Genomic DNA, 11,250 nt, shown 5'->3' on the forward strand with positions numbered 1-11,250 from the left:
CTGAAGCAAGGCAGCACGCACCAAACAGAAAGGCCCGCCGATCCGGCGGGCCTTTCTCGTCTCTGCCCGGACGGCTCAGAAGCCCGGCGTCGAAAACGTGTTCCGGAACGGGTTCACACCGGCGCCGATGCGCGGCGGCAAGGTGCTATCGCCGTAAAGCTCAGCGACATTCGAATAGACCGGGGGTGAGATGAGCTGCTGAGTGGCGTATCGGTTCAGCGAGCCGACCGGCACGACATTGCCGGGATCGAGATAGCTGCGCTTCTGCACGATCACGCGCAACGGCTTGCGCTGCTGCTGCGCCTCGGCCACCGAAGCGACCGCGGTCAACGCCACGAGCGAAATGCCGAGACCGGCGGCGAGACGCTTGAAGGAATTCATGGCGAGGGTCTCCTGAGGCGATGACCAAGGGGAAGTAAAGCGGCGATTGATAGCGCCAAATCTATCCCGCCGCGGTTAACGCTTTTACTGCCCCATAGCTCTGAGATAACGCTCGGGCAGCCGATTTCAACGGCCGTCCCCTCACCTTTTCGCGGCCGCCTGGTGGCTCGGCAGCGTGCCTTCGGCGTCGAGCGATGACGTCTTGCGACCGGCCGCGGATGGGCGCGGCGGTGAGCAGGCGCCGCCGCGGTTACGTTCAGCTGCGGCAAAGAGGCTACGCAGCACTTGATCCTCGCCGGCGCTGAGCAGGGCAAGCCCATCGACCAGGCAGGCCAGTTGCTGACGATCGACCGGGCGCGCCGCCCCACCGCACCACCAGCCGCTCAGTCGCAGCGGCGTGTCGCCGCCCCGGTGGCGGAAGCCGATGCAGGCGCGTTCATTCGCACCATCGCTCAGGGTCACATCCGTAGCTTCGACAGAGCCGAATTTGGTGGTGAGCCCTGTCGGCGCACCGCTGCGCTGCACGGACATGCCGCGCGCAGCGGCCTCGCGCACCAGCGCGATGATGAAGGGCTGCGTCAGATGATCGTCGCCATGGTCAACGACGAGGCGCAGGAGCAGATGCGGCTTTGCCTCGGTGAACGCCCCAAAGCTCAACACATCCTCACGCTTCGCGCCGTCCTGGCTCCGGCTCGCCTCATAGGCCATGGTCTGGCGCTCCAATTCCGGAGAGTCGAGGCCAAACATCGCGATCGGCCGCGCGATCCTGGTCCAGTCTTCATGTTGGGCGCCGAGCAGGCGCGGCTCCTGGCGAACGTCCCGAACGGACCGGATCTCCGCAGCCGGTTGCTCGGCAAGGCTGGCGACCTGCATCTCGCCGCCATCGCCCGAAAGGCCCGTGACGAGCGCAGCCGCCATCCCGATACCGGCAACGGCTGCCAGGCCGCGCCAGGCCAGACCGCCGGTCAGGCCCAGGCCACGATGGCGGACGGCAGCGCGCAGCCAGCGGAGGATTGTCCGCATCGCTGCCTCGACATGGTCCATCACGCTGATCAAGGCGCCAATCGGATCGGGACCGCCGAGCTTGCCCTTCACGCTGCCCGCCACAGGCAAGGCACGATGTGCGGCCGCCGAGCCGAGCTCCCGGCAGCTCGAGCCGAGCCGGCGAAAGCCATTGACCAGTAACGCTGCGAACTCACGCGACACGACAAGACCCCGCTCGTTGCCTGCGCCTCCGCGCCAGCAGCCTGTCCTCACCCGCCGGCGACGCTGAGGGCATCCGGGTCAGTATCGGGTTACCGGCGGCCTGCGAACCGCGATTGTCGTGAATCGCTGGTTAGGAGGCAGGGTTAATCCCGTCCTGACGCGCTGGGCTGCCGAGACCAATTGACTTTTTATCGCCGCGGGTGTTCTGGATGAGCATCGCGAGGCGAGCATCCACTCGAGCGCGACCGCGAATGCTTTCAGCCCTATGGGATTTGGCTCTGTGATTGTCGCCCTGACGACGAAACGCACGACCAAAACGACGACCGGCACGCTCCGGACGTCGCGCTGACGCTTCGCCTCGGTTCCGGGCCCTCCCCCCCGGCGGGGGCTAAGGCCGAACCCGCCATCCAGACCAGGCGGGTCGGCATCTCCCGGGGGAGGCAGAACCGGTTACTTCCAAAAGGAACAGCAGCATGAGCTTCAAGGTCGCGGTTGTCGGCGCCACAGGCAATGTGGGTCGCGAAATATTCGACATCCTTGCCGAGCGGGCTTTCCCGGTGAGCGAGGTCGTGGCGCTTGCCTCCTCGCGCTCGATTGGTACCGAGGTCTCCTTCGGCGACAAGACGCTGAAGGTGAAGGCGCTCGATCACTATGATTTCTCCGATACCGATATCTGCCTGATGTCGGCGGGGGGCGAGGTCTCGAAGCAATGGTCGCCGAAGATCGGCGGCCAGGGCTGCGTCGTCATCGACAATTCCTCGGCCTGGCGCATGCATCCCGACGTGCCCCTGATCGTGCCGGAGGTGAATGCCGCGGCGGCCGCCGGCTTCTCCAAGATGAACATCATCGCTAACCCGAACTGCTCGACCGCGCAGCTCGTCGTGGCGCTGAAGCCGCTGCATGACCGCTTCGGCGTCAAGCGCGTCGTCGTCTCGACCTATCAGTCGGTCTCCGGCGCCGGCAAGGAAGGCATGGACGAGCTCTTCAACCAGACGCGCGCCGTGTTCTCGGCCGGCGACGTCGTCACCAAGAAGTTCCCCAAGCGCATCTCCTTCAACCTCATCCCGCAGATCGACGTCTTCATGGAGGACGGCTTCACCAAGGAAGAGTGGAAGATGATGGCGGAAACCAAGAAGATCCTCGATCCGAAGATCAAGCTGACCGCCACCTGCGTGCGCGTGCCCGTCTTCATCGGCCATTCCGAGAGCGTCAACATCGAATGCGAGAAGCCGATCACAGCCGACGAGGCGCGCGAGGTGCTCCGCACCGCGCCCGGCATCCTCGTCATCGATAAGCACGAGCCCGGCGGCTACATCACCCCGCACGAGGCGGCCGGCGAGGACGCGACCTATGTTTCGCGCATCCGCGAGGACAATACGGTCGAGAACGGTCTCGCCTTCTGGTGCGTCTCGGACAATCTGCGCAAGGGCGCAGCCCTGAACGCCGTGCAGATCGCCGAGGTGCTGGTCAACCGCAAGCTGATCCAGCCGCGCAAGAAGGCGGCCTGATTCCGGCAGCTCGGAAAGCTCCACGAAGGCGGGCGCAAGCCCGCCTTTTTCATGAAGGGCCCGGGCGCATGGGCGCTGTTCCGAGTTTGCGCGCCCGCCGCAGGCAAATCCTGCTAGCGTCGTCCCACTCTCCAGTTCCGGCGTCGCCTTGTCCTCTCCCCACCCTTCAAAAGCTCCGGTACCGGCCTTGCCCGCGCATACCGAGGCCGTTCCTCCCGTGCCGCAACGTCGCGATGCTGCGCTGCGCGGCATCGGATTGATGCTGCTTGCCAGCATCTTCCTGTCCAGCTCCGACGTCGCTTCGAAATATCTCGCGGCGACGATGCCCGCGCTACAGATCACCTGGCTGCGCTATGCCGCCTTTACGGCGATCATGTTGGCGGTGGCACTGCGCGGCGGCGCAGCACGCCTGCGACCGAAGCGTCTGCACATGCAGTTGCTGAGAGGCGTCGCAGTCACCCTCTCCTCCATCATCTTCGTCTCGTCGCTGCGATACCTGCCGATCGCTGATGCGACCGCGACAAGCTTCATTGCGCCGCTCTTCGTCACGGCCTTGTCGATCCCGATGCTTGGGGAGAAGGTTGGCTGGCGGCGCTGGACCGCGACCCTGGTCGGTTTGGCCGGTGTCCTGATCATCGTCCGGCCCGGAGGTGCCAACTTCCACGCCGCGTCGCTTTTGCCAGCGCTTTCAGCCGCGACCTGGGCCTTTGCCCTGATCGTTACCCGCATGATGAGCACGACCGAGGATCCGGTGACGACACTGACCTGGTCGGCCGTGGTCGGCTTCCTGCTGCTGACCGTACTGCAGCCCCTCGGCTGGCAGCCACTTACGGCGGAGGCGATCGCCATCGGCATCTTCATCGGCGTCGCTTCGACCATCGGGCACTGGTTCGTCATCATCGCCTTCCGCCATGCCGACGCCTCGCTGCTCGCGCCCTTCTCCTATGTGCAGCTGCTCTGGGCTTCGGTCTTCGGCTTCTTCCTGTTCTCGGTCCTGCCGGATCTCTTCACCTTGCTGGGCTCGGTGATCATCGCCGCCTCGGGCCTCTACACCGCCCATCGCGAGCGGATGCGGGCGCGAGCCTTGTAAGCGGACTATCGCTTGCCGTATCGCGCGAGGAACATTGCGACCGCCGAGGCAACCACGCGGGAGATCTCGGCCTCGGACGGTCGCTCGCGCACCGCATTGAACAGGCGCGGGCGCAGCACGGTCGACTGGCACAGGTCAACGAACTGCACGGCTGCCAGCGCGGTATCGTCGATCTCCAGCTGTCCCTCCGCGACCTTGCGGTCGAGATAGCCGGCGATGCGCCGTGCGCCCTGCAACGGTCCGTTCTCGTAGAATTCACGGCCGAGATCGGGCATGCGCTCCGCCACGCCAACGACGATGCGCTGGGCGCTGAGCGCAAAATCGCAGACCAGGAGCTGGACGATCCGCTCGCCGAAATGCGTCAGCGCATGACCGAGATCGGGATCATCGTCGAGCGCTTCGAAGATCCCGCGCTTCTGTTCTTCACGCTCGCGTTCGATCAGGGCGACGAAGAGATGTTCCTTGTCCTCGAAATAGACATAGAGCGTGCCCTTCGAGACATTCGCGGCCGCGGCAATGTCGCTCATGCTGGCATTGTCGAACCCGCGCGTCAGGAAGACCTCATGGGCTCCGTCCAGGATCTGGCGACGTTTGTCGGGATCTGCGCCCGCCGCACGCCGTTTCCGGCGCGGCGGCACTCCTGCGATCTTCACAACCTCGTCCATGACCCCATCTCGCCCCGGCATTTTGCGCCGCACAAAAATAATCGAACCACTCAGTTCGATTTCACTTGATATGCGCCATCGCCAGCGCTATTTCAACTGAAATCGAACCGATCGGTTCGAACAGTGATTATCAGGATCGCCCATGTCCGCCGAGACAAAGACTGAGTCGCGTCGGGACCGGCTGAAGCTGGTCGACCCCGCGCTCGAAACCACGCCGCTCCCCGCCCAGGCCCGCAAGGCCGACGAAGCAGCTCCGCGCGAAGCGGAGAGCCCTGCCGCCGCCAAGCCCCGCGGCAAGACGGTGCGCCGTGCGGGCATGATGCTGCTGGCGACAGCCGCGCTCGGCTCCGGACTCTGGTTCGGCGTCGACTGGTGGCGCAATGGCCGTTTCATCGTTTCGACTGACGACGCCTATGTCGGCGCCGAGATGGCCACGATCTCGGCCAAGCTCGCAGCCAATGTCGCAACTGTCGCCGTCAAGCAGAACCAGCAGGTCAAGGCCGGCGAGCCGCTCGTCACCCTCGACGATGGCGACCAGCGCATCGCACTGGAGAGCGCCCGCGCCAAGAGCGCGACGGCAGGCGCGACGCTGCTGCGCATCGACAGCCAGATCGAGGCCGGCCGCGCCAGCCTGCTGCAGGCCCAGGCGCAGCGGGACTCGACCCAGGCCGATATCATCCGCACCGTCGCCGATTTCGACCGCGCCAACAGCCTTGCCGCCAAGTCCTACGGATCGCAGGCGACCCTCGATGCGGCAACGGCAGCGCGTGACCGAGCCCGCGCCGCACTGGCCAGCGCCGAGGCCGGGGTCTCCGCGGCCGAAGCCAATATCAAGGTGCTGGAGGCACAGCGCAACGAAGCCTCCCGCCAGATGGACGAGCTGAAGGTCGCCGAGGACAAGGCCGCCCGCGACCTGTCCTTCACCAGGATCGCAGCGCCGATCGACGGACTGGTCGCCAACACCAATGTCCAGCTTGGCGACCTCGTCAGTGCCGGCAAGCGGCTGATGTCGATCGTCCCGCTCGACCAGGTCTATATCGATGCCAACTTCAAGGAGACGCAGGTTGGCGGCCTGAAGATCGGCGACAAGGCAAGGGTCACGGTCGACGCCCTGCCCGATCAGGTGTTTGACGGCGTCGTCAGCGGCATTTCCGGCGGCACGGGCTCGGTGTTCTCGCTGCTGCCTCCTGACAACGCCACCGGCAATTTCACCAAAATCGTCCAGCGCGTCCCGGTGCGCATCACGCTCAGCCCGCAGGCCATTGCGCGCCATGCGCTGCGTCCGGGCATGTCGGTCGTGGTGAAGATCGACCCGCGCCCTCAGGCCTGAACGGAACCACAAGACCCATTCCGGATGGCGCGTCGCGACGATCCGGAATCCATGCAGCCGTAACGCCCACCGATTGACCCCGGCTTTGCGCGGCCAATGCCGCTTGGCCAGGGCGACGGTGCGGGGCGCCAGGAAGACGAGGCCGTCATGGCCACTGCAACACTGACAGCCGGCGCGCCGGCGGCCTCCGACGCCATCCCGATGCGGCGGATCTTCGCCTTCCTGGCGATGGTCTTCGGCATGTTCATGGCGATCCTCGACATCCAGATCGTCTCCGCCTCGCTGGCCGAGATCCAGGCGGGCCTGTCAGCCAGCGCCGACGAGATCGCCTGGGTCCAGACCGCCTATCTGATCGCAGAAGTGATCATGATCCCGCTCTCCGGCTATCTCAGCCGGGCGCTGTCGACCCGCGTCTTCTTCTCGATCGCCGCAGCCGGGTTCACGGTCTCGAGCGTGCTGTGCGCGATGTCGTCCTCGATCAACGAGATGATCCTGTGGCGCGCGGTCCAGGGCTTCATCGGCGGCGGCATGATTCCCGGCGTCTTCGCGGCCGCCTTCACCATCTTCCCGGCCTCGAAGCGGCCGATCGTCTCGCCGCTGATCGGGCTTGTCGCGACGCTCGCGCCGACCATCGGCCCGACGGTCGGCGGCTATCTCAGCCATGCCTTCTCCTGGCATTGGCTCTTCCTGGTCAACGTCATCCCCGGCATCGGCGTCACCATCGCAGCCTGGACGCTGATCGATTTCGACAAGCCGCAGCCCGGCCTGCTCAAGCGTTTCGACTGGCTCGGCCTCGCCAGCATGGCCGCCTTCCTCGGCAGCCTCGAATATGTGCTGGAGGAAGGCACGCGGCTCGACTGGTTCCAGAGCCACGAGATCGTGTTCTTCACCGCGTTGATGCTGGTGGGCGCGGTCCTGTTCTTCTGGCGGGCGCTGACGCGCGAGGATCCGCTCGTCGATCTCTACGCCTTCACCAACCGCAACTTCGCCTTCGGCTCGCTCTTCAGCTTCACGATGGGCATTGGCCTCTACGGGCTGACCTATCTCTACCCCGTCTTTCTCGGCCGCATCCGCGGCTATGACGCGCTGATGATCGGCGAGACGATGTTCGTCACCGGCCTGTGCATGTTCCTGACGGCGCCCGTCGCCGGCAAGCTGTCGCAGAAGCTCGATCCACGCGTGATGATGATGATCGGTTTCGCCGGCTTCGCCGCCGGCACCTATCTCGCGTCCTTCATCACCAAGGACTGGGACTTCCACGAACTGCTGCTGCCCCAGATCCTGCGCGGCGTCTCGCTGATGCTGTGCATGGTGCCGATCAACAATCTGGCGCTCGGCACCTTGCCTCCGGCGCAGCTCAAGAACGCATCGGGCCTCTACAACCTGACGCGCAATCTTGGCGGCGCGGTGGGCCTCGCCGTGATCAACACGCTGCTGAACACCCGGACCGACCTGCACATCACCCGGCTGCATGAAGCTGTCGCTGTCGGCAGCCAGGTCGCCGAAGAGAGGCTGGCCCAGATGATGCAGCTTTTCGCCAGCTATGGCGCCAATGCCGAGGCGATGGCGCTCGCCAAAATCAGTCAACTCGCCCATCGCGAGGCCTTGGTCATGGCCTTCGGCGATGTCTTTCTCGGCCTGACCTGGATCTTTGCAGGGCTGGTCGTGCTGGCCGTGTTCATGCGCAAGCCGCCCAAAGCGCCCCCCGCCGAGGCCGGGCACTAGCCGCGCCGGGACCTGATGCACCGTGTCGCAGCCGGCTCCGGATTGACATTCGCGCGGAGTCCCGCCAAATATAGCAATGATATCAGTAGTTTAGATATTTTCTAAACTACGAGGCCGGCATGCCGGCGATGTGGAAGGCGTACCGATGAGCGTTTTGCCCGTGAAGGATCCCAGCCAGGCCCGTGCTGCCGCGGAACAGATTCCGTGGCCGCAGAAGAGCCCTGCTTCCTGCCCGATCAGCGCGGTGAAAACGCGGCTACGCAATGCTGGCCTGCGTCCGACCAGGCAGCGCATGGCGCTGGGCTGGCTGCTCTTCGCCAAGGGCGACCGGCACGTCAGCGCCGAAATGCTCTATGAGGAGGCGCTGCGCGCCCGCGAACCGCTGTCCCTCGCGACCGTCTACAACACGCTGCGGCAGTTCTCGGAAGCTGGCCTGCTCCGCCAGGTTTCGGTGTCCGGCCCCAAGACTTTCTTCGACACCAATGTGTCGGAGCATCACCATTTCTATAACGAGGACGACGAAACCGTCGTCGACATCCCTGGCTCGGAAATCCAGGTCTCCGGCCTGCCCGTCGCCCCGGAAGGCATGATGATCTCGTCCGTGGAGGTCATTGTCCGCCTGCGCAACGCCGATGGCGCCGAAGTCGAGACCCGGGTCGCCGCCGGAGCTGGGCACCACGCGTGATCGTCTGCTCCTGCAACGTCCTGTCCTGTCGGCAGATCAAGGGAACCATTGCCCCCGATGGCACTGGACCGGTGACGGCTGGCGAGGCCTATGACTGTCTGGGCTGCAGCCCGGACTGCGGACGTTGCGCCCGGGCCGTCAGAGCCATTCTTGCTGAGGCCCGCGCCGCCTGCGCCAGCCAATGCCATTCCTGCGCCAGTCGCGACGTTGAATGCGCGGTGCATGTCTCCGTCACCCAGATGATGGACGGGCTGGCGATCGAGAAAGACACGATCGCGGCCTGAGGCTTCTCGGCCGCGGGCCACGTCGATATTTCCCGGTCCTGGCGCGACTTCTCCCTTTCATTCTCCGAATTGCCGCTCTACATTAGGATCATTCTAATGTGATGCGAGCCCGAGGAGAGCTGCGATGAAGGGTGACAAGAAGGTCATCGAATACCTCAACAAGGGGCTCCGCTCCGAGCTGACCGCGATCAATCAGTACTGGCTGCACTACCGGATGCTCGACAATTGGGGGCTGAAGGAGATGGCCAAGACCTGGAAGAAGGAATCGATCGAGGAAATGGTCCATGCCGACCGTTTCGTCGACCGCATCCTTTTCCTCGAGGGCTTCCCCAATCTGCAGACGCTTGACGCACTGCGCATCGGCGAGAACGTCAAGGAAGTGATCGAGTGCGATCTCAAGGCCGAGGTCGAGGCGCGCGGACTCTATCAGGAAGCGGCCAAGTATTGCCGCGAGGTCGGCGACTACCCGTCCGAGGACCTGTTCAAGGCGTTGATGAAGGATGAGGAAGGTCATATCGACTTCCTCGAGACCCAGCTCGACCTCATCGAGCGCGTCGGCATCGAACTCTACACCCAGAAACATATCGGCGGACTCGAAGCGGATCATTGATCCCCGAAGCATTCCGACGCCGGTCGCAAGCCGGACCTGCCCCGCAGGTCCGGCTTTTTCGTGCCGAAGCAGTGGCCCGAAGTCGGAACAGGACCACCGCCTTGACGGCGCGATTGAAAGCGACCTAATTCATAGGCTGATACCGACGTAGTTTGTAATGATTATCGTTCAATACTGAAGCTCTACGGAAGATCAGCGCCGAACCTTGTCTGCCTCCTGCAGATTATCGATTTGGATCGCTGCGATGAGTTCCGTTCCGCCATCTGATCTTGCTGGCAAGACAGCACCCCACTCCGGACAATCGGACGTCCCGGTCGTCGACGTCCGCCAATTGGTCGGCACCGGACGCGAGGTCATCCTGATGCATCTTGGCGAGGCCTATCGCCTGCGCGTCACCGCCCGCGACCGGTTGATCCTGACCAAATAGCGCCCCGCTCGCCAAGCCACGCGCTCTGTGCCAGAGAGCCTGCTTCCGTCCCGGACTCCTCTCCGCTGTCCTCGGGCGCGATTCCGAGGGCCGGCTCGTTCGCAAGTCCGGAATCATGGCGATCGTTCTGGCGGGCGGCGAAATCCGCTCAGGCGATGCCATCGGCCTGACCTTGCCTGACCTCCCGCATCGCGCGCTCGAACGGGTCTAGTCGAGCGCTCGCAACCAAGACTCGCTCGGCCCTGAGCGATCATTGCGCCAATCGAAGAGCGCCGTGTGCGTCGCTCGCCAATGTTCGGGCGTGCGCGCTGCCAAGAGGACAGAGCCGTCTTGTCCAGCGCGATAGGGCGAACCATCCCAGCGCGCGACGCGGCCGCCAGCCTCGCTCAGGAACAACGTTCCGGGCAGATGATCCCATGGCAGCGTTCGCCAGAAGACGGCGAAATCGCGCTCGCCAGTGGCAATGGCAGAATATTCGGCCCCCGCGCAAAGCAGCGGCGGCACGATCAAGGGCACTCGATCCAAGCGCGCCTCGATGACCTCAAGCACGTCAGGCGGCAGGAAACGAGTGGAGATCGAGCCCCGCCGCAGCCCATCCGGCTTCCCATCAGCGACCACGGGCACTCCATTGATCTGGGCGCCGCTGCCCAGTTCGGCGACATGAAGCTGATCCGACAACGGATCGAGCATCCAGGCTGCGACGACCTCGCCTTCGCGAAGCAGTGCAAGCATGATCGAAAATGGTCCTCGGCCGGAAATGAAATTTCCGGTGCCGTCCAGCGGATCGATCAACCAGACGGTGCCCCGATCGAGAGTGTCAGCCAATGCAGGCGTCTTGGCGCAGGCTTCCTCGCCCACGACCCTGGCGGACGGATCGAGCAGCAGCAATTGCTCGCCGATCAACCGTTCGGCATGCTGATCGGCAACGGTGACGAGTTCTCCCGGGGACTTTTCCTCCACATCACGCGCGGTCAGATTGCGAAAGCGCGGCAAAATCGCCTCTGCAGCTGCCTGTCGCAGAACCGTCGATACTTTATCGATCAGACTCATCGTGATTTCGGCTCCCCTATCTCGGGCTTGCCTTCTGGATCCCGCCAATTTGCCAAGGACCGCCTACCACCACCCAAACCGGCGCCGCGTTTCAAAGGAAGCGCCCCGAACTCGCGCCCGAACCGCGAGCACCGATCGCGAAACAAAAAGATCGGGTTGTTGGGGCTCCGGCCGCCCGTTGATACGGGATGACGGAGAGCGGTCTTCCGGTCAGGCTCCATCGATCCAACCGGTCAGGAGGCCTGCCATGGAGCTGTTCGTCGGTCTTGATGTGTCTGTTCGCACCACC

12 protein-coding genes are annotated in these 11,250 nt (G+C 64.3%); 8 read left to right on the forward strand and 4 right to left on the reverse strand.

Features of this window, described 5'->3' with window-relative positions:
* Positions 1-75 precede the first annotated feature (75 nt).
* Together AC1DGP_RS24300 and AC1DGP_RS24305 are read right to left on the reverse strand one after the other, a co-directional pair.
* Entirely contained in the window at positions 76-381 is a 306-nt protein-coding gene (locus AC1DGP_RS24300; protein WP_441492426.1) for a hypothetical protein, read from the reverse strand.
* 141 nt (positions 382-522) lie between these two features.
* Positions 523-1,587, reverse strand: coding sequence for a hypothetical protein (locus AC1DGP_RS24305; protein ID WP_476832627.1), 1,065 nt, complete (start codon positions 1,585-1,587; stop codon positions 523-525).
* A gap of 473 nt (positions 1,588-2,060) precedes the next feature.
* On the opposite strand from AC1DGP_RS24305, the gene AC1DGP_RS24310 reads away from it, so the two are divergent.
* Positions 2,061-3,095, forward strand: a complete 1,035-nt coding sequence (locus AC1DGP_RS24310) for an aspartate-semialdehyde dehydrogenase (protein ID WP_441492424.1) — start codon at positions 2,061-2,063, stop codon at positions 3,093-3,095.
* Positions 3,096-3,282: 187 nt separating this feature from the next.
* The gene (locus AC1DGP_RS24315) at positions 3,283-4,185 is read left to right on the forward strand and encodes a DMT family transporter (protein ID WP_441505802.1); all 903 of its coding nucleotides are present in this window, start codon (positions 3,283-3,285) and stop codon (positions 4,183-4,185) included.
* Positions 4,186-4,190: 5 nt separating this feature from the next.
* Here AC1DGP_RS24315 and AC1DGP_RS24320 read toward each other — a convergent pair whose 3' ends face one another.
* Entirely contained in the window at positions 4,191-4,850 is a 660-nt protein-coding gene (locus AC1DGP_RS24320) for a TetR/AcrR family transcriptional regulator (RefSeq protein WP_441505803.1), read from the reverse strand.
* A gap of 142 nt (positions 4,851-4,992) precedes the next feature.
* Here AC1DGP_RS24320 and AC1DGP_RS24325 point away from each other — a divergent pair, with 142 nt between their 5' ends.
* The 6 genes from AC1DGP_RS24325 to hemP all read left to right on the forward strand — a co-directional run bounded on the left by AC1DGP_RS24325 (position 4,993) and on the right by hemP (position 9,911).
* Positions 4,993-6,180 (forward strand): HlyD family secretion protein, encoded by a 1,188-nt coding sequence (locus tag AC1DGP_RS24325; protein ID WP_476768949.1) that lies wholly within the window; start codon positions 4,993-4,995, stop codon positions 6,178-6,180.
* A 147-nt stretch (positions 6,181-6,327) separates the two neighbouring features.
* Positions 6,328-7,905, forward strand: a complete 1,578-nt coding sequence (locus AC1DGP_RS24330; RefSeq protein ID WP_441505805.1) for a DHA2 family efflux MFS transporter permease subunit — start codon at positions 6,328-6,330, stop codon at positions 7,903-7,905.
* Positions 7,906-8,050: 145 nt separating this feature from the next.
* The gene (gene irrA / locus AC1DGP_RS24335; RefSeq protein ID WP_441492420.1) at positions 8,051-8,590 is read left to right on the forward strand and encodes an iron response transcriptional regulator IrrA; all 540 of its coding nucleotides are present in this window, start codon (positions 8,051-8,053) and stop codon (positions 8,588-8,590) included.
* Entirely contained in the window at positions 8,587-8,874 is a 288-nt protein-coding gene (locus AC1DGP_RS24340) for a (2Fe-2S)-binding protein (protein WP_441505806.1), read from the forward strand. Before irrA ends, AC1DGP_RS24340 begins: the two co-directional genes overlap by 4 nt.
* Positions 8,875-8,998: 124 nt before the next feature.
* The gene (gene bfr, locus AC1DGP_RS24345; RefSeq protein ID WP_113517171.1) at positions 8,999-9,484 is read left to right on the forward strand and encodes a bacterioferritin; all 486 of its coding nucleotides are present in this window, start codon (positions 8,999-9,001) and stop codon (positions 9,482-9,484) included.
* Positions 9,485-9,728: 244 nt separating this feature from the next.
* On the forward strand, positions 9,729-9,911 hold the full coding sequence (gene hemP / locus AC1DGP_RS24350) for a hemin uptake protein HemP (RefSeq protein ID WP_441505807.1): 183 nt from the start codon (positions 9,729-9,731) through the stop codon (positions 9,909-9,911).
* A 207-nt stretch (positions 9,912-10,118) separates the two neighbouring features.
* Here the strand turns inward: hemP and AC1DGP_RS24355 are convergent, their stop codons facing one another.
* Complete coding sequence (locus AC1DGP_RS24355; protein ID WP_476832628.1) at positions 10,119-11,009, reverse strand: inositol monophosphatase family protein; 891 nt, start codon at positions 11,007-11,009, stop codon at positions 10,119-10,121.
* Positions 11,010-11,250: the final 241 nt, after the last annotated feature.

Source organism: Allobosea sp. 05T433 (assembly GCF_056396065.1).

Excerpts from the sequence above, each read along its gene's own strand:
- irrA (WP_441492420.1), top strand. The coding sequence starts at position 8,051 with ATGAGCGTTTTGCCCGTGAAGGATCCCAGCCAGGCCCGTGCTGCCGCG.
- AC1DGP_RS24330 (WP_441505805.1), top strand. The coding sequence starts at position 6,328 with ATGGCCACTGCAACACTGACAGCCGGCGCGCCGGCGGCCTCCGACGCC.
- bfr (WP_113517171.1), top strand. The coding sequence starts at position 8,999 with ATGAAGGGTGACAAGAAGGTCATCGAATACCTCAACAAGGGGCTCCGC.
- AC1DGP_RS24300 (WP_441492426.1), bottom strand. The coding sequence starts at position 381 with ATGAATTCCTTCAAGCGTCTCGCCGCCGGTCTCGGCATTTCGCTCGTG.
- AC1DGP_RS24310 (WP_441492424.1), top strand. The coding sequence starts at position 2,061 with ATGAGCTTCAAGGTCGCGGTTGTCGGCGCCACAGGCAATGTGGGTCGC.
- hemP (WP_441505807.1), top strand. The coding sequence starts at position 9,729 with ATGAGTTCCGTTCCGCCATCTGATCTTGCTGGCAAGACAGCACCCCAC.
- AC1DGP_RS24325 (WP_476768949.1), top strand. The coding sequence starts at position 4,993 with ATGTCCGCCGAGACAAAGACTGAGTCGCGTCGGGACCGGCTGAAGCTG.
- AC1DGP_RS24320 (WP_441505803.1), bottom strand. The coding sequence starts at position 4,850 with ATGGACGAGGTTGTGAAGATCGCAGGAGTGCCGCCGCGCCGGAAACGG.